Here is a 21502-nt window from a genome sequence, read left to right as displayed (position 1 = left end):
GGTTTTGGGTGCGGGTGTTATCCGGACTTAGGGCGACGGTGGTGGTAATCACCTTTAATGGACCTTTCTCATCTCAAATTTGCTGATCTTAAAATCATGAATCTGCAGATCTTATCTATATGGTATCAATATACACCAGTAGATTGATACCATATTTACTGTCCGGTGTTTCTCTGGCCTTATAACATCCGACGCCGTTATAAACCAATTAAATCGGAAGTAAATTATACATAATGGGAATTTGCGATTAATTGTCCTTAGGAATATTGAAAGTCGGATAACTTTCTTGGCCCTTCCAGAAACTCTTTAGCGATAAATAATGTTCCGTCGTCCTTAGTTTTGACACTCCATTTGATAAGCGCTATTGATCCATCATTGATTTCGATACCCGTGATACTTCGCGGATGGACACAGCTTCCGTCATTAAAATAGGGAGGGCCGCCTACCTCCGGGAACATTGGCCTATGAGTATGCCCGGCAATAAGCGGATGTTTATTTAAAGTTACCCATTCAATCAGTGCTTTATCTACATCTTCCTTTTTCTCATAATTTTTTGCAGTACTTGTGGGGTCATTCATACCAAATAACTCGAGGTGTTTCCATAAATATCTTACGAGAAATCGGGATAATCTCCAGAGCTCATAATCCATAATATTTACCTGGTGACCATGAATTAAGAGGATCTTCTGATTTGTTTCTTGATGTCTTAAAATTAACCCCTCATGTAGTTTTAGATCCTGAAATAAGGGAATAGACTTTTTTTCTTGTTCATCGAAGTATTGATATAAGTTATTGAATACATAATTCTCGGATTGTTTAACGATATCGTGATTTCCCCAAATCATATAAAGACGGCCCTCATTGTAAAATTTAGAGAGGAGCAGAAAAGTATCATTATGTACATTAATGATGTCGGTTAGTTTATTATTTTTCCAGAGCTCGTCACCATCACCAACTTCGATGTAGGTATAGTTTTCATGGTAGTAATGGTTTAAAGCAGCGTAATATACATTTTGGTTTTTAGAAAAATCATCAGCCCAACTTCCGTCTCCTCGATGGATGTCACTCATTAGAATAATTTTTGAGGAGTTGTCAAAAGGAATCTCTTCTGCTGTTTGAAATATTTTTGAAATAAGTTCTAACTTATCCATGTCAGCCTCCTCGTTCACCTAATAAATTGTTACTTTTTTAATTAACTAATTTAAGCAACAAGACACAAGCAGCAGCTGGTTTATAATCTAATATATTGGATGCAGATAAAAAGGGTGCCCTTAAATACACCCTTTTTGCAGAGAATTACTCGTATTAAAAAAATAGTCTGAACATAAGCGATTAACGTTTACTCTTCTGACGCTGAAGATTTAATGTTAAGAGCCTGAAAAAGAAGATAGCGATGAGCAGCGACTATCTTTATCTAGAGTAAAGCTGTAGGATAATGATAAAATGGTTAAAAAGTTATCTATTAATTTCAGTGGGTAATTTTGTCAAGAAATATATTTAACGGCTCTAGATACATAAGAAGAGGAAGTGATATCACTTGGACGAACATGTAGAGGAAATAAAGCCTATAAGCAGCATTCGCCCAGCTCGAAAGATCAGGCTTGACGATTCTCGTCAAGGACAGCGGGAAACGATGTATCACTTTGACAGAAAGAAGGTTCAAAAGCGACAGGATTTAAAATCTTCTTCCTTAAAAAAGATGCAAACCCACAATGAAACCTGCGCTAATAGCTTGGCAACGATTTCGGAAGAGATCATGGATATAAAGAAACGTTTGGCTTTTGACCGAGCTAAAATTATCCCGGAGGAGTAACCTCCTAACCCTTAGAAACGCTGGAAACTTTATATGAGTATCGGAAAAGGAGTTGTACTTAGGTTATAAGTAAAGAAAATTAAGAATCACTTAATTTCTCCCAGTCATCTAAAGACAATGATTCCCAATATCCGCAGCATCTACAAAGCACAATTTCTCGCTGGTTAATATAGGTATAATAATACTTTTGACTGTTGCATTTTGGACATCGTAATACCATATTGAAAACTCCTTAAAAGCTAAACTTTGAAAGACGGTTTCCCGTTTTTTGAATATGCCAGTTGGCCATTAACAAATGTATAGATGACTTTGGAGTTAAGATTAAATGGATCTCCGTCAAAGACGACCAAATCAGCATCATAGCCTATTTTAATAGCTCCGATTTGCTGACCGCATTCTAAAATTTCTGCGGGGTTCGAAGTAAGAGCACGCAGTGCTTCGGAAGGATTCAAGCCTTCAGCGATACTCAAAGAAGCAATAGTGCGCAATTGGTCTATGGAATTATAGGGATGATCAGTAATTAGAGCAACTTTTATGCCGGCATTAACCAGATTAATGGCAGTCTTGTAATTTCGGCTTTTTAATTCCATTTTAATTCGCGGTGTTAACATAGGGCCAAAAGCTACTGGTATTTTGCGTTCTTTAAGATAGTCTTCGACTAAATCAGCTTCGGTTCCATGTTCAATAACGAGTTTATGAATTTTGAATTCTTCAGCAATACGTATAGCGGTAACAATATCGTCAGCTCTATGAGCATGGGCCCGTAAAGGAATTTCACCTTGAAGGACAGGAATAACCGCCTCAAGACGGGGATCTCGATAGTTAATTTTGCCTAGTTGCTTTAACTCTCGATAATCTTCTGTTCGCATAAATAGTTCCCTGATTAAAGCAGCCGTTCCCATTCTCGTAACTGGGCATTTACTTTCGATGCCATAAGTACTGATTGGATTTTCGCCCAGGGCAATTTTTAAGCCAACCGGGCTTTTTATGACCATTTGATCAATGATGCGTCCTGATGTTTTTATCGCTAAAGAGAGGCCACCTACAACATTATTACTCCCTGGTCCCACCATAACTGTTGTAACCCCAGATTTAACAGCGTCTTTAAAAGACACATCCAGAGGGTTGACTGCATCGATGCCTCGAAGATTGGGGGTAACCGCATTGGAGGTTTCGTTATTGTCGACTCCGATTTTTCCGGTGCATTCTTCAATAATTCCTAAATGAGTATGGCAGTCAATAAATCCAGGCAAAACATATTGCTCTTGAACATCAATTATTGAAGAACAATCGGCAGAGGATAGACCCTCTTCCAGAGATGATATCTTACCCATCTCGATTAAAATGTCCTTATGTACGGTTTTTCCATGCTGTTCTAAAATCAGACAATTTTTAAGAAGCAGTGAGTCCAAATAACCATACCTCCTTTCGTAGTTTTAGTTTGTCTTAATAATTATGAGATTATGAAATTATACAGATATAAAGATTGAAAACACAAAAGACGCTTTCAGCGTCATTTGCTTGACATAATTAATCTTGGGTTCACTCACTCTCAAAATCTGACGTGTTATTGCTTAATTTGATTGCTTCGTCATTGATTGCTTCGATGTCTTCCTCCGCTGGCATTACTTGCTGGTCCTCTTTTATTCGTGTATTGGGCAAACCACAATTGGGACAAAAATATACTAAGATTGGCTTATCTCGATTGGCAACCTCTTCAATGCTCATGGTTAAAGCATAAGCAGTCGTAATAAACCATTGATCCTGATTGCTTTTTTTATCGCAATGGACACATCGGATTTCTTCCGTCATTCTTATCAACCCCTTACTTCAATTTATGGATTTGAGTGAACAAGGTTCCTGAAATTTGTTCATTGCCCATCTTATGACATAATAATTAAAGTTACTTCACGACCATTTGTGGTTCGGATTTACATCTATTACGCGGACGTATCCCCAAAATGCCCAAAGGATTTATTATTGGTCATGAAGCTATGGGCGTTGTTGAAGAAATAGGGAGCGATGTCAAAAAAGTTAGAAAGGGCGATCGAGTAATAGTGCCTTTTCCAGTGGCTTGCGGGTACTGTTGGTACTGTATGTATGGGCTGTGGAGCCAATGCGATAATTCAAATGATCATGGTGAAATAGGCGGCATTTTGGGCTATAGCGAGCTAATGGGCGGCTATGACGGCGGTCAGGCAGAATACCTGAGAATACATTAAAGAAATAACCCATGGCAGAGCGGACGTAGTTATTGATTGTGTTGGGACGGACGGGGAAATGTCTTCAGTTGAAAAATTAGAAACACTATTAAAGATTCAAGGAGGCTCAAAATCGGCCCTTGAAATTGCCTCACAGGCAGTCCGTAAGGGGGGAACAATATCTGTGGTTGGTGTCTATGGAGCGAGATATAATAATTTCCCCTTTGGAGATTTCTTTTCCAGAAATGTTACCTTAAAAATGGGCCAATGTCCCGCACATTCGTATATAGATCGTATTTTAGATATGATCATCAAGAATGAGTTTGATGCAACAGATATAATAACTCATCGAATGTCACTAACTGAAGGCGAAAAGGCTTACGAACTATTTGATCAAAAGCTTGAGAACTGCATCAAAGTTGTGTTGAAATCTTAATTCAAAGAATTGAAATAAACAAGATTGCCCTGAGAGGACGCATTTTAACGCCTTTCAGGTTTTTTTATTCACTAAAGATCGATAAGTTCATAGTCTCGATACATACAGATTATTTCAAGAGTTTTTAGAATATCATTACCATAAATCGCTCTGAAGTGAAACTTTATGAAATACTAGATATTTCAGCCAGAATTCAGCAATGATTCAGCTGAATTTCATCTGAATGTAGTACTTTAAGGCGAGAGGAATAATTGCTACTAAAGTTACATAACAGCGTTTCATCGTCTTATCAGTTTGGAAAGGGAAGAAAGTATGAACAAAAAATGGATGACAGTTGGGGTAATGGGTTTTCTCCTTTTATCAGGAGGAGGTTATTGGGCCTATAACCGTTTTATAGTTAAACCGGTAACAGCTTCGGTAACGACCACCAAGGCTAAAATAGGAAATATTACAAAAGCAATTAAGGCGACCGGAACCGTTAATTACCAGCATGCCATTACTTTGACATTTCCTACAGATAATTCTTCTACGGCGGGAAAAATCGTGGAACTGAATGTTAAAGAGGGAGATACGGTTAAGGCAGGACAAGTTCTGGCTAAAATTGATGAAACGAAACTGAAGACATCTGTTTTACAAGCCCAGGCCAATGTGACTACGGCCAAGTCAAAACTCCAGAGTCTTGAAGATTCTTATAATGAAAATACACGCGCTCAAGCTATGGCTGCCTTAGCCAAAGCAGAACAAAGTTTAACTGCAGCGAAGCAAAATGTCGAACCTGGTTATTTAGAAAACCAGGTCACACTTGCCCAGAATAATATAAAAGCTGCTAGTGACAATTTAGCGAAAGCACAGTTGAGCGGCGATTCCTCATCGATACAATCTGCTCAGACTTCCTTGAATTCGGCGCTGAGTTCTCTGACCTCTGCAAAGAATCTCCAGAATGGGGGGGCTGAAAAAGCGTTAGCAGCCGCGGAAGCCGACGTTACTTCTGCCCAGTATCAAGTAGACCAACAAACCAAAGGACCTAACGAAGCAGATATCAGATCGGCACAAGCGAATATTCAGATTGCCCAGGCGCAATTAGCCAGCGCCCAGGCAGATTTAAATAATGCCTCCATTGTTGCACCGGTGGATGCTGTGATTATTAGCTGCCCTCTTGAGCTGGGTCAAGATTCGGATTCGAATTCCATAATCACCCTTACACCTACGGGGGACAAACTTGAGGTCGATGCTTCGATAGATCAAGCAGATATTACCCAGTGTAAAGTTGGGCAAAAAGTGGATATTACCCTGGATTCTTATCCAAATCAGCATATCAGCGGAACAGTGAATTCCGTTGCTTTAGAAGGCTCAACTACCCAGAACGTTACAACCTATGAGCTCAAAGCGACAGTCGATAACAACAGTGATCTGCTGAGAGCAGGAATGAATGCCAATGTGGAGATCATAGCAGCTCAAGCAACGAATGTTTTAACTGTTCCCAGCGAGGCTCTTAAAACCTCCGGGAATCAGACAGGCGTCATGGTTCCCGGAGGTTTTAATGTTGACTCCGGGCAAAGTGATTCCGGCACAAGTAACGGTAAGGGTGGAACTTCAATAGGGAATAGCCGTTTTATTCCAGTAGTAATTGGTCTGGATAATGGAACGAATGTTGAAATCAAGAGCGGTTTAAAAGAAGGGCAAGAAGTTGTTACGGGAACTAATTCTGCTTCAACGACAACGAAATCCAGCTCTGGTTCAGATCTCCTTTTCGGGGGCGGGGGTCCTGGTGACGGCGGTCCCCCGCCAAACTAAGGACATCGATGAATTATTATACAGTTAGATCAGAGAGGTCACTTGGTGCAGTCAATAATAGCCCCGGCAGTTTGCCGGGGCTATTATTGTGAAGATCAAAGTCCAGTGAATGGCTGGCTCGAGCATTTAAACATTTTGCAGATTTTGTAACGAATGCAGGATATTTGTTGATAGAAGTAGAATTATACAGATGAAATCTAGAGGTATAAGAACTCATTAAGAAATGCTCCGGTGTTATTATTATTGCTCCGGTTTAATTTATAAATGTTCGCCCAAAAAATCCTGAAAAAGAGGAAAAGCCAAGTTCTAAGGAGGGGAAAACAAAATAATGAAATCCATTTTTTTTGTAGCTTTGACGCCTGATATGGCTCAAGTAGCGGAACAGGTGATGCATGAGCTCAATTTATCGTTTCCTATCGAAGTTGTAGGCTTTGATCGAGGCCCAGAGGTAGTTAGGGCGAACCCTCAAGCGGATGTTATGATCAGCAGAGGCCTTATGGTTGACCTCTTAAAAAAACATACCGATAAGCCTGTTGTTGGATTGACTATGACTATTGGTGAGATGTTGGAGGCAGTTCAGCGTTTGATTGTTGGTGGAGCTGCAAAAGTGGGAGTGGTGGCTCATAAAGGATTTCTAGATGATATGGATGATTCGGATTTCGTTGTCGGTGAAACGACAATATATGTCAGGCCATGGACTACCCTTAAGGAAATTCCCAAAATACTAGAACAACTAAGCAGAATTGGTGTTAAAGCTATTACTGGTGACAAAGGCGGATATACGGCGGCCAAGGAACAGGGCGGATATATGCTGGACCTTCTTGAATCGGATCAATTGGCAGTAAAGCGTGCTATAACCGAGGCCTTAAAAATAGCTCAAGTCTCGGAACGAGAGCGTGAGAAAACACTACGATACGAGCAGGTGTTAACTGAACTTTATTCAGAACTGGAGCAATCAGCTTCTTTTGTTGAGGAATTAGCGGCTTCTTCGGAGGAACTAGCTGCTTCCAGCGAAGAATCCTTTAACATCGCCCAAATCGCCACTCAGGAGGTTAATGGTATTTCTGAGATATTAGAAGTTATTCGACGCGTGGCCCAGCAAACGAACTTATTGGGACTTAACGCTGCTATTGAGGCTGCTCGTGTAGGGGAACACGGACGGGGTTTCTCGGTAGTGGCTGAGGAGGTACGTAAACTGGCCGTGGAGAGCAATAAGTCAGCTAAAGATATTGATGAGATGCTTAAAAAATTTCGCGATTCGGTCATTCGCGTACAAAAAAATGTCGAGCAGAGTAATGTGATAACTAAAGAGCAAGCAACGGCCACTCAAGATTTGTCTCAGAAGTTAGATAGTCTTAAAATGTTAGGGGAAAAGTTAACCTCCGCGTCTTAATAATTGGGGAAGTGAAACGACGAAATTCATTGTAATCAAAAGTCCGGTATATTGCCGGGCTTTTTTTCATGCTCTTCCAATGAGGTTTTTGTTAAAAATCCTATAATAGTTTTGTATTTTTTCGTTAAAACAGAAAATAATAGTAATATATTGAGAGATGGGGTAATACTGAATGTGACTTATTCATAAGGGAGGATAAAAACAAATAATGTTGGAAGAACTAAGGGAAGATAGCCTTAAATCTTTAGAGATTGATAACAATATTAGGGAAATTTTAATGAATCTCATTTATACATCTAAGGATATTCGAACTAATCACTTAGTTTTTCAGGACCCAAGAAATGAAAAAATTAAATATCTACTTTTGCGAGATGGACTGACCTGGATTCTAATTAGAGGCACAATATTAGCCAATGATTTAGTAAAAATTCGTGAAGACATCTATCTTTTTGATTATAATGAACCTGAAAATAATTTTAGGTTTCTTCTGTCTCAATTCTGTGAAGAAGTTGACCGGGAGATGTTCTAACAGGAAAATAGCCCAAAAGGCGTTAATAGCGCCTCTTGGGCTATTTTTTATTCACTATCTTTTTCGAAAGTTGTATCGCAGCAGAACCTTTTGAGCTTACAATTAAGGTCAATTTGAGAACTAACTTGAAAATGAAGCTTTGATCCAATCGTAGGACTCCCACTTCTACAAGTGGGAGTGGTTCCATACCTTGCTTCGGCGGGGGTAGAGTCCATCCTTCAGCGCGATAGCATTTTTATGGGCTTGGCGCTTTCGTCACCGAAGCCCCGATGTTCAGCTTTAGCTGAACGAGTTCACTATTAGCTCTCTAAAGCCGCATTTTCAAACACTTTGCGGAAATGATAACCGTAAATAGATAGAGTGATCGCTAAAGGGAAGACTTGAGGGCGTTTAATTAGTGACCAGAAAATAAGGCGCCAATAATATCGCCTCTCTTTCTCAATAATCCCTAAGCGAATGATCGATTTTAAAAAGGCTAAAATATGATTGAAACTTAAAGGGCCTGTAGTGGAGGCAATAGGTTTGTACTCCTGCAAAAATACAAGGATTCTTTCATAGTAACGACTCGGAGAATAGATAGTGTTTACAATTCTATGATATCCTTTGACCAGAGTTTCCCGATCCATCTTGGGAATAAAATTCATACTAAAATCTGTATTATCTCCTGTAAAACCTTTTAATAATCTGCCTTCACCCGCTAAACGCTGATACAAATTAGTTCCCTTAGGCGCGTTTAACAACCCCACCATAGCAGCAGCGATCCCGCTTTGTTGGATAAAATCAATAACGTTATCGAAGATCGTACTATTGTCATTGTCGAAACCAACAATGAAGCCGCCATGGACTTGTAGACCAGAGTGTTGGATCTTTTTCACACTTGATATTAAGTCTCTGTTTTTGTTTTGTACTTTGTTACACTCGGCTAAACTGCTTTCATTGGGAGATTCGATGCCAATAAATACGGTATTAAAACCGGCTTTAACCATCATCTCCATTAAGGTATCGTCATCAGCAAGGTTGATTGAGGTTTCAGTTAAAAAGGCAAATGGATAGTTTTTTTCTCTCATCCAGTTTATTAGGGATGGAAGAATATCCTTCATAAGCTTTCGCTTATTGCCAATAAAATTATCATCGACAAAAAAGACTCCGCCACGCCAACCGGATTCATAAAGGGCGTTTAACTCTTTAATTAATTGCGGGGCGTCCTTTGTTCGGGGTACATGCCCAAATAAGCTGGTTACATTACAAAAATCGCAGTTAAAAGGACAACCGCGTGAATATTGAATGTTCATCGTTGAATACCTTTTTTGATTGATAAGTTTCCATAAAGGTACAGGAGTTTCACGCAGATCTGCCCATTGATCTGACGTATAAATATGTTGTGCTTTATTCTCTTTAAGGTCATGGATAAATTGGGGGATGGTAAGCTCACCCTCATTTAATAAAAGATGATCAACATCATCAAAGACTTCAGGTTCTGAGGTAAATAGAGGTCCGCCAGCGACTGTTTTTATACCGAGAGCTTTACAGCGATCAATTACTTCTCTCGTTGATTCTCTCTGGACGGCCATGGCACTAAGCATTACATAATCTGCCCACAATAAATCTTTATCTTTTAGTGTGGTTACATTCATATCAATCAGGCGCTTTTCATCATCATCCGGAAACATGGCAGCAATAGTAGCCAGTCCAAGAGGTGGAAAGCTAGCCTTCTTTGATACAAATTTCAAGGCATACTGAAATCCCCAATATGTCACAGGGTATTGCGGGTAAACAAACAGTATTTTCATAGCTAACTCCCTTCTGTACAATAAAATTATTTGGTATATAAACAATGAAATACGCAAGTTTATTAGCTTTAGGGTTTATTTTTTTATTGATTATAAACCTAATCAAAACGAAATGCAAAAAAATGGCATAAATATAAAATATTAATTACTTATTCGATATTATGGTAAACGTTATATTGATGTTACATTTGGGAGGGCGTCTATTTGAACTAAGGTATGGGGAATACTAAAGTAGTATCCGAAGACCAGTGGAACTCGCAAGAAACTATATTTTAGGTACTGTAAAGTGAAACTGTGACTTTTTTTAAATTCCGCTAAGGGAATTTTGTAAGATGTGGTATAGTATATTTTGGTCGATTAAGATGAACTAAGACAGATTGGCGGAGAGAATATGATTGACTTTAAAGATGCAGATTTAAATTACAAAAAATGGATAGAACCACTTCTTACTGTAGCTGACTTGAGTGGATGCCATCAGAACTTTACCAATATATTTACTTGGTCAAAAATCTATCACTATCGTGTTGCACAGGTAGATGGTTTTCTGGTGGTCAAGGGAGTTATGGATGATTTACCTTATTATTTTTATCCTGCTGGTTCAGGAAACCTTATGAACGTATTGCAGGCAATGAAGCAGGATGCTGTTTCCTGCGGACATGAATTTGTTTTAGCCGGGCTTTCCCCTGAGAATGTTAAACAGCTAAATTCCTTGTATCCTGAGCAATTTGAATATCGTGAGATGCGCGATAGTTTCGATTATGTTTATTTTCTAGACAAGCTTGTTTCTCTTGCGGGCAATTCTCTTCACTCAAAACGAAATTATATTAATAGATTCAAGAAGGAAAATCAGGACTGGGCTTTTGAAAAAATTACCTTAGATAACCTTTCTGATTGTTGGGAAATGAATAAAGAATGGTGTAAAATTAATCCTTGCGACGAAGGGAGTATTGCTGAGGAAAACTGCGCAGTCCGTCGTTGCTTCAAAAATTTTACCGAACTGGGTTTAGAAGGCGGACTAATTCGGTTAGAGGGCAAAGTAATCGCCTATACAATGGGGGAAAAACTCAATTCAGATACGTATGTTATTCATGTTGAAAAGGCATTTGGTTATATTCCTGGGGCTTATCAAATGATCAATCATGAGTTTGCAGCGACTATTAAGGAGAAATACCCTGATTTGGTATATGTAAATCGTGAAGAAGATATGGGTGTTGAAGGGTTAAGAAAAGCGAAACTGTCCTATCATCCAGACAAAATGGAAGAAAAATATCGGGGTACTTATTTTCAAGAGTAAGGGAAAATTTTATTGACAGTCAGGTGGAGATCAAAGTTCGATGCATAAAATGCGGTTGGCCGAGATCGGTGAGGAACAACAACAAAAAGAAATATGGAAACTCTGTTTTGGAGATCCTGAACGTTATATTAATTTCTTTTTTACCAATAGGTATAAGGCAGATGAAACAGCTGTTATGCTTGATGACAGGGAAATATTGGCAATGCTCACGATGATGCCGGTTAAAACCGCGATTTCTGATCATCATAGCTACAATACCGCCATGCTCTACGCTATCGCGACAGCTCCGGAATACCAGAATCAAGGTCTGGCTTCGAAGTTAATTGACTATAGCTGCCAATATCTTAAACCTTGTAAGGCTGAGGTTTTTGTGTTGGTTCCGGCGAATCTAAAACTTTTTGATTTTTACCGTAAGCTGGGATTCCGTAATGGATTCTATATTAAGGAGACCCAACTGAATTACAGCAGTGTAGATACCTTACCGGTTTATCAACAGGGCGAGTGTCTTATTTACCCTATCACCCCTGAGGATTATAATCGCCGCAGGAACCATCAACTTCAGGGCAGTTTCTATATTTCGTACTGTGATGAGGACATTGTCTATCAAAAAAAACTGTCTCAACTCTCGGGAGCAGACATTTATGCTCTAGATATTGGAGAAATTGAGGGATGTTTAGCGGTTGAAAGACTAAGTCCTGTGAAGGTAATAATTAAAGAGATCTTAATTCCAGCAGATTTAATGACCATAGCTATTAAACAGCTGGTTCGGGAAATACCGGCAGATGAATATGTTCTGCGCACCCATCCCCGCTTTGGTAAATATTTAGAAGGAATTGTGCGGCCTTTTGGAATGATTAAAGCACCTGAAGAATTTGAAGGGACTAGTTCTCAGGAGAATTCCGGATATCTGGGATTAGCCTTTGATTAGATAAAAACGTCCAACCAGTCGAAATGGTTGGGCGTTTTTTGTGGTTATGCAAAAACCTCCTTCACGAGTTCGCGGAATGGAGGTTTTTGCATTAATATATACTAGTTAAAAATTATTTTAAATTGAACAAAGGAATTGATACTTCTTTGGCGAATATTGAAATAATAAAGAAAATGTAAAAAAGTGAATGTTTACTTACTCATTGTAAAAGTAAGAACATATGTCAACTTTAAAATCACAACCAGGGTTCTGCATGCAGCCAGATAGTGTGAAAGAAAACATAGAAAGTAACAGTCTACGTTAAGAAGGTTTATTTCACTGGATCAACGCCTTTTGCATTACGATTCTTTTCACAACAGGAATGTATATCGGTTATCCGGCGTTTATTGTCAGCGGTGAGGCTGCCGGTCATTTTCTCATGGGTACCTTCCGTTATGTTCATGTAGTAACGGCATTGATTTTTACAGCTAATATGTTGTTCCGCCTCTATTGGTTTTGGGCAGGCAATGACTATGCTAAACTCCGCTTCTGGAGAAAATCATTTTGGCAAGATACCTTTAAAACCCTAAAGTATTACCTGTTTCTTTCGAAAAAGTCGACGCCACATGTAGGTCATAATTCCCTGGCCAGTTTATTCTATCTTTGTTTCATCTGGGTGGCTGGTTGTATGATGATCATCACCGGGTTGGCGATGAAAAGCGGCAGTGACCCGAATGGAACATGGTTTGCTCTATTTGGCTGGATAATTCCGGTTTTAGGTGGAGAATATAACGTCAGGATCTGGCATCATCTTCTGGCGTGGGGGTATCCGCTCTTCCTAATCGGCCATCTCTACATGTTATTTCGTCAGGACATTTTGAACAAAGACGGAACCGTCTCCTCCATTATAACCGGATATAAATTTGTTGAGACCAATAGTTACGTCTCGCCTGACTTGGACTTTTCTCCAGAGACAATTTCAGCGGGGGCTTTGGAAGCTGCCAACTCGCAAAATAACTCCATATAAAGGATACAGAGCATTGATCGGGAGGACATATTCTTGAAGAAGGTTAATAGGGAAGGCCAAATTGAAATCGGAATACTGGGACTTGGAAATTCTATTCGACAGGACGAAGGGGTCGGTATTCACCTTTTAGAACGGCTCCGCAATGATCTGCCACCGGAAATTGTCCTTCTTGATGGAGGAACGGATGGCTTGAGATTATTAGAATTCGTTGAGAATACTAAACGTCTGATCGTTTTGGATGCTGTTGAGGCAGGGAAAAAGCCTGGAGAGGTAGTCGTGTGGCGTGGAGATGACGTGCCGAAGTATACAAGTAATAAACTTTCTGTGCATCAAATGAATTTTGCAGAAGTTTTGTACTGGGCTGGATTCCAAGGATGTTCTCCGGATGAAATTGTTGTTATTGGCGTTCAGCCTGAGAATTTGGACTGGGGTACTGAATTAACGGAGACGCTGCAGAGAAGTATTCCGGAAGCCCTTAATCAAGTGCATGCCTGCCTGGAAGAGTGGATTTAAGTGCTAGGTGTTAGTAACTATAAGCTGCTAGCCATTGAGGCTAGGGCTTTTTTTATTTTCTCAGCAGCAAGGACGTAAAAATTCACTCCCGTTCTTACAGCTGAAAAGTGCTTAGGAATCACTGTATTTATCAAGGAAGGGCAGCGGTGCATATGTTTTCTGGCAAATACTCAAAATAGATAAAATTGTCTTGCGAATTGGAGATGGGACAGATGAACGTTGCAATAATGGGCGCGGGATTGTCTGGATTGGCATGCGCAATTACTTTAGAAAAAATGGGTGTAACCCCGACAATTTTTGAGAAAAGGTCCCAAGAGTTAATTAAGCCCCTAAAGCAAAGCTATAAGTATTCATTAGCTTTGCGCCGTGCGGTGGAGAAACTAGATAATAATAAGTTGGATAGACTAGTACGACTTATTGATACTGAATTAGCCAATAACTTAATCACAAATCCGTACATTAATCTTATGAAACTATTAGGTTTTGCCTTGCGGCCTTATCAAATAATGAAAGAAGTTTAGGTACGTAATGATAGCCTGATTTGAAGGAAAGGAATTTTAAACTATAGTGGAAAAACATGGTAATTTGGCATATTGTGTATTAGGTTTGCAAGAAAGGAGGAAAAGAGAATGGCATTTGGAGCAGCTGGCGGTGGAGCAGGTATTGGTTGGGGAGCAGGTATTGGAATTGTTGTGGTAATTATCTTACTTTTAATTGCTATGGGCATCGTATTCTAAAAAAATAAAAAAAGAAAGAGGAGAATAAATTATGTACGGATATGGAGGCTTCGGTGGTTATGGCGGTTACGGCGGCGGCTATGGTTATGGCGGCAGCTGTATCGGAGCGGGGATTATTGCCATTGCTGTTCTTATTTTGATTGCACTTGGAGTAATCTTCTAAATCGGAGTATTAAATCTAAAATATTGCAGACTGCTGGCAATGTGGCAATGCTGGCAGTCTGCATTGATTTTAGGCCCTAATTATTTGCAATGTAATTACGTTTCCATAGGCATAAGAGCAAAGAAAAAATATAATTTGTAAAATAAATAACGTTGACGTAAACTATAAATAAGTGGTCTTATAGCCAAAAGCTCTAGCTCAATCAATTTCGTAATCTTTTCAATCGGAAGAATGTTGAGAGGAAGCTATTTTAGTAGAGAAAAGAGAAAGGAAAACGACAACTATTGCTATTGCTCAAAAGATTGATATTTGCAGAATGACAACGCTTAAAAAGGCACAAAATAAGACAGTTATGAATCTTGAAGATCAGTAAGCTTTAACGGATGGTCACCATCAGTAAAATCTTCTGGTAATCTCGGCGAATTTAATTAGGGAAGGATCACAGTTTATGCAAAGTTCACGTTATAAATGGATTGCATTGTCAAATACAACCCTTGGAGTATTTATGGCGATGCTCAACGGAAATATTGTATTAATTTCGCTTCCGGCTATTTTTAGAGGAATCCAAATAAATCCCATGGCCCCTGCAAGCACCGCTTATTTGCTCTGGCTGTTGATGGGGTATACAGTGGTGACAGCTACATTGCTTGTTTCCTTTGGCAGGATATCCGATATATATGGCCGTGCCCGCTTATATAATCTAGGTTTCGCTATTTTTACTGCAGCTTCAATCTTGCTCGCTCTAACCCCGGGAAAGGGAAGCATTGGAGCAACCGAATTAATTCTCTTTCGCCTTTTGCAAGGGGTTGGTTCAGGATTCCTGTTCTCCAACAGCACTGCGATTCTTACAGATGCCTTTCCTCCTAATCAAAGGGGCATGGCAATGGGTTTGAATCAAATCCTTGGCATCGGTGGTTCCTTAGTAGGTTTAATCCTGGGTGGCCTTTTAGCTGATATCCAATGGCGTTTAGTTTTTTTAGTCAGTGTTCCTGTAGGCCTTACGGGTACAATATGGGCCTATCTTAAATTAAAGGATACAGGTTTATTGTTGAGGAAAGAGAAGATCGACTGGTTAGGAAATGGTACCTTTGCCGTTGGCTTAACGGCCCTTCTCTTAGCGTTAACTTATGGTATTATGCCCTACGGAGCATCGAAAATGGGTTGGGGCAATCCTTGGGTTATTGGCGGCATTATTCTTGGAGTTGTCCTTTTAGCAGGCTTTATTTATATTGAACTTGTTACCGAGACACCTATGTTTCGCTTAGAATTATTTAAAATCAGAGCTTTTGCAGCAGGTAATCTTAGTTTGTTTTTATCATCAGTAGCTCGAGGCGGATTACAGTTCATGCTGATCATCTGGCTCCAGGGAATTTGGCTTCCTCTCCACGGCTATAGTTTTGAACAAACACCCTTGTGGGCTGGAATTTATATGCTCCCTATGATGTTAGGCTTTTTTGTCATGGGACCGATAAGCGGCTTTCTTTCGGACCGTTTCGGCGCTCGAGGTTTTGCCACAATTGGCATGCTATTATCAACGCTTGCTTTTATATTATTAACTTTTTTGCCGGCCAATTTCAGTTATTTGCCCTTTGTTATCATATTGCTGATTGCCGGCATAGGAATGGGGATGTTTGCTGCTCCTAATACAACGGCTATCATGAATACTGTTCCTCCCGAGCATCGGGGAGCTTCTTCCGGGATGCGTGCTACATTACAAAATACAGGCTCGGCTTTAAGTATGACATTGTATTTCAGCATCTTGATCATTGGCTTAGCTCATCATTTGCCTGCCACCATGTACCAAGGACTTATCAGTGCCGGAGTTCCGGCAGCAGCCGCCCAAACAGTTGCCAACCTACCGCCGACCGGAGCTTTGTTTGCTGCCTTTTTAGGTTATAATCCGATGGCCCAATTGTTACCTGCATCTGTTCTCCATAATTTGCCTCAGGCGAGTCAACAGCTGATTCTTGGTACGGTCTTCTTCCCTAAACTAATTGCTCCTGCAGTCATGTCAAGTTTGCGAATTGCTTTTTACATTTCTGCTGTATTGTCAGTTATTGGGGCGGTAGCTTCCTATATGCGAGGAAAAACGACTCAGCCTCTTCAATAGTCAATGAAATTTTTTCATATGATATCTAAATACTACGATAAAATTAACAATTACTTTAAAGGGGTGGGGTAATTATGGCAAAAGCATTTGAAACTATGGTAAAGCAGGTCGTATCGGTAAGTAATAATGATTCAGTAAAAACGGTCCTTCAGGCTTTTGTAGAACATCGGATCAGCGGAGTTCCTGTCATCAATGCTAAGAATGAACCGATCGGTTTTATCAGCGATGGTGATATCATGAAAAATATTGGCTATCAGGATCCAAAAATATTCTTTATTGACGCCTTTAATTCAGCCTCGTGGGTGGATACGGAAACCTTTGATGATAAAATTAAAAATCTCATGAATTGCAATGTTATGGAAATCGCCACCAAACGGGTCATGACCGTGGAAGCAGAAGAGGATCTGGATCAAGTGGCCAAAGTCTTAGGTAATAAGAAAATTAAGAAAGTCCCTGTTGTTTCCCAGGGGAAACTTGTAGGTATTATTAGTCGCGGAGATATTGTGCGTTATATCGTAAATAACTATATTAAATAAGCCAGAGAGAGAACACATACAAAGCCCCCAGCATGAAACTGGTCCTCATCAGTTCCAAGTAGGGGGCTTTTGTCGTTACACATTAACGGAAGATAGTTTCAGGACAACAACTTCTTAGCTTTGAGTCAAGGATGGTGGGTCTGTCAGGATTTTTAGGCCCTCCTGATTAGTAAAAAGAAAGCAGAAGTGACCAAGCTAACAAATATGCAATTGTTTTCACCTCTCCTGGGAAACAATTAGAAACGAATAAGTCGCCATAAAAATCCGGGCGAATTTATGGGTTGTAAATTTTGAAGCGGAATAGATTGGACTTCTTCACCGGATTTGATTTTCAAGGCGGCGCTATTACTGTTGGCTGTGATTGGTAATTTAGTAGTTTGGAGATCTATGGAATAGCTGACTTTCATCCCAGGATATCCAAAGATTTGTACAGGCTTAGACGCTTTTAACGGACTGTTGCTGTTCCAAGCTGTTGTAAGTTCGCCGTAACCCGAGGCAGGTTGGTCCAGGGTATAGAGTTTGAATTGAGAGCGAACTTGATCTAGTATGTTAACATTTGCTTGGAGCGCACTTTGGAGAGATTGCTGAGTAATTTGACCTAAGACTGCACCAATAATGTAATGGGTTTCATCGCCAACAACAACGGGAGTTGCCGATACAAAACAACCGCCTGCCGCTGTTGTGGATCCTGTTTTAATGCCTGTAATGCCATGTTTTCCTACCATACTATTGACATTGTAAACTGTTCCGGCAACAGGAAGAGTCGCTTGCGGCATAGCAACAATTTGACGAAAAGCAGGTTCTTGCATGGCTGCTTGGGCAATTTTTATTTGATCTACAGCAGTGCTGACTGTCGTTTCGCTGACACCGCTGGCATCTGCATAGTGTGTTTTAGTCATGCCCAGTGATTTTGCTGTTTCGTTCATTTTGGCAACAAAAGCTTCATCAGACCCGGATACCCAGCGGCCAAGGGTATCGGCAATATTGTCTCCTGAAGGGAGTAATAAACCTTCCAGGAGTTGCCTTTCAGTGAGGGTTTCCCCTTCTTCAATCTTTAAATATGAATAGCCATTGCTTAAAGCGTTTTGATAACCAGAGAAATCTTGGGCACTCATAGTTAAAGCGGGACCGTCTTGACCAGGTTGTAAAGGATGAGCTTTTAAGACTAAATAAGCAGTCATAATTTTTGTTACGCTGGCAATTGGTACGGATGTTTGGTTTGGCGTTGACGTTATGACCCCTAAATTTTCTGTACCCACAGCTGATTCACCCTGTTCGGGAAATGTGACCGAAAAATGACCGGGCAAAGAAGAGGATGTTGCAGCTAGTTTCGCTTCTACGCCCGGCAGAGGACCATTATAACGACCAACGGCCAGAGCACAAATTAAGACTACAATGAGCAAAACCAAAATTCCTTTGATGGGAACCATCGAAACCTTGTGAGATGGGGAAGTGGACGGAGTCCCAGACATAAAAAAACCTCCTTAAATAGATTAATAGGAACAGTTTAATTTTACAGGAAGAGTTCGGTTTCGACAAATGGTTTCTTCGCAATATGCTTATTTTAGACATAAGTTTATTATAGGTAATTAGTATATCCACCGAAGTGAAATGGGTCATATAAACACAGATTATGTCAAATTAAATTTGATGTTTGTTATAAATTTGGAAATAATGTAATAATATGATAAAAATACGTTATAATGGTTAAATGATGTTGTACTTTATCATATCTTATAATATACTACCTTTCAGTGATGCAAAACTGTTTAATGATGTAAGGAAATAATCGATAATTTAACATTCAGTGATAAAGGCAAACTCAGTGAGAGCTGAGGACGCAAAGCCACGGGTCTAGCTAAAGGATGATAGACAGCCGGGTTACCAAACAAAGAAACTGTGTCGCCGTTCATTGAGTTCGGCGTTTTTTATTTTTTGTAAGGACGGGTTAAGGGAGATAAAGAGGAGGGAGAATTCTTGAATTGGTTGTTAAAGCAAGTTCATACGAATTTAGCTTCGAGTATGACAGCGAATGCCGATTTATTTGATAAAGTGGGTGTATTGTTATTACATAAAGGACAACCAATCACAGAAGGTATCCGGGATCTTCTTGAAAATAGGGAGGTTTTTATTTGGGAGAAAAAAGAAGATGAAAATCATTCAAATAATGTCGTTAAACCTTTTCCTAAGGATGTCTATGTGAAATTAGTTGGTTCTTTATGGAATATTTATCATGGGGCAAAGCTTATTAGTCAAGAACAGATAGAAACTACAATTGAACTAGTGGAAACAATTATCAAACAATTAAGACCCATTAATGTATATTTAAATTTAAATATGGTTCGACTTGATGTTGAACAATTTAAACATCATGATTATGGGACCTTTGCGCATTGTCTGAACGTGGCTATTTTAGCGACGTTGACGGCCAGACGTTTGGGGTATAGCGAGAAGAAACTTAAGCATTTAACTCTGGGAGCACTTTTGCATGATTTGGGTAAATTGAATATTCCTCAAGAAATTTTGAATAAACCTGGAACTTTGACTGCGAAAGAGCTGCTTCTTATGAAGCAGCATCCAGAGTTTGGCGCGGATATGTTGAAAAACTCTCGGGTATTGCCAAGTGTATTAGAGACAGTCATTAAACATCATGAACGCTGGAATGGCACTGGCTATCCTTGTGGTTATAAAAAGGATGATATTCATTTCGATGCCCAAATTGTGGCTGTTACCGACGTGTTTGAAGCATTAACTGCTGACAGACCCTATCGAAAAGGTTTGCCTCCTTACTATGCTTTGGAGATGATCATTGCAGGGGCTGGAAAAGGTTATAATCCTACAGTTGTTAAATCTTTTCGGGAAAGCCTTATCTTATATCCGGAAAATGCTGTTGTAACACTCAATTCCGGTGAAATAGGAGTAGTTGCGGCTGTTCCTGTGCAAATGCCTACACGGCCGTTGATTCGTCTGTTAAAAGATGATAAAGGGCGGTTTATCAACAAGGCACAATATGTAGATTTAATGCAAGATTTAACTCGTTTTATTGGGCGTGTTGAGTTTAACCTTCCAATGTGAAGTTATCCAGAGGATGGGAATCCAAACAAAGACGAAAGGAAAAATAAGGTAACTTTCAACAAAAGAAAGTTTTGTACTTAAATAGAATCCCTTTTTAACCCCGAAAGCGATTCCTAGAAATGCAGCACATAATAGGAGCCGCCATTTAATTCCTTTTAAATTTAGAACTGTTTCTAATCCCCAAGTCGTCATATAAAAAAAGGCGCAACATTTTATCACTAAGGCACCGAGCCAAACTCCCATAAATAAGGATTCTACACCGGCCACGGTCCTGCTTATTTCTACCATTTTACCTAATTCAAGAATGCCAAAGGATAGACGAATTGTTTCTCTTGGTCCAAAGACAAGAATTTGACTTAAAACTACGATGGTATTCAAAATCCCTACAAGAAAAGCTGCTCGCCAAATCCCCGTCTTAAATTGGCTTATTTCTTGCTGATTGTTCTGGGGCAGAAATGTAATGATTCCTGCTAAGAACATGGAATAGACCATGGGAAAAGGTATTACTTTAAGAGCGCCCCATAAAAGAGGTTTAACTCCATTTTCAAAGAAAGGAAGAAGTTCATTTTGTTCAATTCGCGGAACTGTTAGGACAATGTTAAAAACTAAGGCCACAACTATGACGGGCAAGAGGACTTCAGAAAAGCGAGCAAAGACTTCAATTCCAGTAGATGCCAAATAGAATACTAGAAGCAGACCACCAAGGTAAAGGACCCAACGAGGTACTAAGGGCATTATGGATTGTTCGTAAATAATTCCGATAAAAGCTAAGAGTAACCCGCCATAGTAACCGGATATTACAATATAGAGAGAACCTATAATTTTTCCAGTCCATTTCCCAAAGATAATTCCTGAAATATCCAACAAATTTTTTTCGGGGTATCGGGCTGATAATGAAAGTACCATAATACCGTAAGGAATTGTTAAAGCAAAGGCAGGCATAATAGACATCCAACCGTCCCGTCCTCCTGCTTCGGTGACAAAAGTGGCAATGAGAAGGAACGTTCCGCCCATAAGTACAGATGATCCTAAGGTCATGAATTGGTGTGCTGAAATTCTTTCCATAGTCCCTTTCCGTTTTAACCTTCTCACGTTTGCTTTACCGTTGTGTCAAATTTTGAAAACAAACATGGTATCCAATAGTTTTACCCGTCAATCCTTCAATTATCCTTAATTTAATAGGG

At 39.7% G+C, this 21502-nt stretch carries 18 protein-coding genes, 2 pseudogenes and 1 riboswitch; of the genes and pseudogenes, 14 read left to right on the top strand and 6 right to left on the bottom strand.

Translation table 11 applies throughout. The features are described 5' to 3' along the window. Window positions 1-257: 257 nt before the first annotated feature. The gene (locus B5Y67_RS17245) at window positions 258-1151 is read right to left on the bottom strand and encodes a metallophosphoesterase (protein ID WP_088227657.1); all 894 of its coding nucleotides are present in this window, start codon (window positions 1149-1151) and stop codon (window positions 258-260) included. Between the two features lie 386 nt (window positions 1152-1537). Between B5Y67_RS17245 and B5Y67_RS17240 the strand changes: the two genes are divergently transcribed. Beyond that, window positions 1538-1813: a hypothetical protein gene (locus tag B5Y67_RS17240; protein WP_088227656.1), complete on the top strand. Its 276-nt coding sequence runs from the start codon at window positions 1538-1540 to the stop codon at window positions 1811-1813. A 239-nt stretch (window positions 1814-2052) separates the two neighbouring features. On the opposite strand, the gene B5Y67_RS17235 is transcribed toward B5Y67_RS17240, so the two are convergent. Beyond that, a complete protein-coding gene (locus B5Y67_RS17235) occupies window positions 2053-3225 on the bottom strand; it encodes an amidohydrolase (RefSeq protein WP_242976022.1) in 1173 nt (390 codons plus the stop codon). Between the two features lie 130 nt (window positions 3226-3355). Further along, complete coding sequence (locus tag B5Y67_RS17230; RefSeq protein WP_088227655.1) at window positions 3356-3625, bottom strand: hypothetical protein; 270 nt, start codon at window positions 3623-3625, stop codon at window positions 3356-3358. 75 nt (window positions 3626-3700) lie between these two features. Here B5Y67_RS17230 and B5Y67_RS17225 point away from each other — a divergent pair. The 4 genes and pseudogenes from B5Y67_RS17225 to B5Y67_RS17210 form a co-directional block, all read left to right on the top strand. Further along, window positions 3701-4450, top strand: a pseudogene (locus B5Y67_RS17225) (alcohol dehydrogenase catalytic domain-containing protein); the annotation flags it as partial. Window positions 4451-4762: 312 nt separating this feature from the next. Beyond that, the gene (locus tag B5Y67_RS17220) at window positions 4763-6244 is read left to right on the top strand and encodes an HlyD family efflux transporter periplasmic adaptor subunit (protein WP_088227654.1); all 1482 of its coding nucleotides are present in this window, start codon (window positions 4763-4765) and stop codon (window positions 6242-6244) included. 328 nt (window positions 6245-6572) lie between these two features. After that, complete coding sequence (locus B5Y67_RS17215; RefSeq protein ID WP_088227653.1) at window positions 6573-7637, top strand: PrpR N-terminal domain-containing protein; 1065 nt, start codon at window positions 6573-6575, stop codon at window positions 7635-7637. 208 nt (window positions 7638-7845) lie between these two features. After that, window positions 7846-8166 (top strand): hypothetical protein, encoded by a 321-nt coding sequence (locus tag B5Y67_RS17210; RefSeq protein WP_088227652.1) that lies wholly within the window; start codon window positions 7846-7848, stop codon window positions 8164-8166. Window positions 8167-8465: 299 nt separating this feature from the next. Here B5Y67_RS17210 and B5Y67_RS17205 read toward each other — a convergent pair whose 3' ends face one another. Continuing rightward, on the bottom strand, window positions 8466-9956 hold the full coding sequence (locus B5Y67_RS17205) for a B12-binding domain-containing radical SAM protein (RefSeq protein WP_088227651.1): 1491 nt from the start codon (window positions 9954-9956) through the stop codon (window positions 8466-8468). Window positions 9957-10347: 391 nt separating this feature from the next. Here B5Y67_RS17205 and B5Y67_RS17200 point away from each other — a divergent pair, with 391 nt between their 5' ends. From B5Y67_RS17200 to B5Y67_RS17170, 8 genes and pseudogenes are all read left to right on the top strand, one after another. After that, on the top strand, window positions 10348-11250 hold the full coding sequence (locus B5Y67_RS17200) for a DUF2156 domain-containing protein (RefSeq protein ID WP_088227650.1): 903 nt from the start codon (window positions 10348-10350) through the stop codon (window positions 11248-11250). A gap of 40 nt (window positions 11251-11290) precedes the next feature. Then, window positions 11291-12178, top strand: a complete 888-nt coding sequence (locus tag B5Y67_RS17195) for a GNAT family N-acetyltransferase (RefSeq protein ID WP_088227649.1) — start codon at window positions 11291-11293, stop codon at window positions 12176-12178. A 322-nt stretch (window positions 12179-12500) separates the two neighbouring features. After that, on the top strand, window positions 12501-13184 hold the full coding sequence (gene cybH, locus B5Y67_RS17190; RefSeq protein WP_088227648.1) for a Ni/Fe-hydrogenase, b-type cytochrome subunit: 684 nt from the start codon (window positions 12501-12503) through the stop codon (window positions 13182-13184). Between the two features lie 33 nt (window positions 13185-13217). Beyond that, a complete protein-coding gene (locus B5Y67_RS17185) occupies window positions 13218-13697 on the top strand; it encodes a HyaD/HybD family hydrogenase maturation endopeptidase (protein ID WP_170932729.1) in 480 nt (159 codons plus the stop codon). Between the two features lie 212 nt (window positions 13698-13909). Further along, window positions 13910-14008 (top strand): annotated as a pseudogene (locus tag B5Y67_RS25985) (NAD(P)-binding protein); the annotation flags it as partial. 457 nt (window positions 14009-14465) lie between these two features. After that, on the top strand, window positions 14466-14597 hold the full coding sequence (locus B5Y67_RS26245) for a hypothetical protein (protein ID WP_282432789.1): 132 nt from the start codon (window positions 14466-14468) through the stop codon (window positions 14595-14597). Between the two features lie 448 nt (window positions 14598-15045). After that, window positions 15046-16707, top strand: coding sequence for an MFS transporter (locus B5Y67_RS17175; RefSeq protein ID WP_088227645.1), 1662 nt, complete (start codon window positions 15046-15048; stop codon window positions 16705-16707). Between the two features lie 74 nt (window positions 16708-16781). Next, window positions 16782-17243, top strand: coding sequence for a CBS domain-containing protein (locus B5Y67_RS17170; RefSeq protein WP_088227644.1), 462 nt, complete (start codon window positions 16782-16784; stop codon window positions 17241-17243). Between the two features lie 236 nt (window positions 17244-17479). On the opposite strand, the gene B5Y67_RS17165 is transcribed toward B5Y67_RS17170, so the two are convergent. Further along, window positions 17480-18715 carry a D-alanyl-D-alanine carboxypeptidase gene (locus B5Y67_RS17165; RefSeq protein WP_088227643.1) on the bottom strand — a complete coding sequence of 412 codons (1236 nt, stop codon included), beginning with the start codon at window positions 18713-18715 and terminating at the stop codon, window positions 17480-17482. 333 nt (window positions 18716-19048) lie between these two features. Next, window positions 19049-19132, top strand: a riboswitch (cyclic di-GMP riboswitch). An 88-nt stretch (window positions 19133-19220) separates the two neighbouring features. Between B5Y67_RS17165 and B5Y67_RS17160 the strand changes: the two genes are divergently transcribed. Next, the gene (locus B5Y67_RS17160; RefSeq protein WP_242976020.1) at window positions 19221-20318 is read left to right on the top strand and encodes an HD-GYP domain-containing protein; all 1098 of its coding nucleotides are present in this window, start codon (window positions 19221-19223) and stop codon (window positions 20316-20318) included. Here B5Y67_RS17160 and B5Y67_RS17155 read toward each other — a convergent pair. Further along, window positions 20274-21383: an endospore germination permease gene (locus B5Y67_RS17155; RefSeq protein WP_088227642.1), complete on the bottom strand. Its 1110-nt coding sequence runs from the start codon at window positions 21381-21383 to the stop codon at window positions 20274-20276. The genes B5Y67_RS17160 and B5Y67_RS17155 overlap by 45 nt on opposite strands. Window positions 21384-21502 lie beyond the last annotated feature (119 nt).

The organism is Desulfosporosinus sp. FKB (genome assembly GCF_002196705.1).
Taxonomy (GTDB): Bacteria; Bacillota; Desulfitobacteriia; order Desulfitobacteriales; family Desulfitobacteriaceae; genus Desulfosporosinus.
The sequence above is the reverse complement of the archived record's forward strand: the minus strand, read 5'-3'. Positions and strand labels throughout refer to the sequence as shown.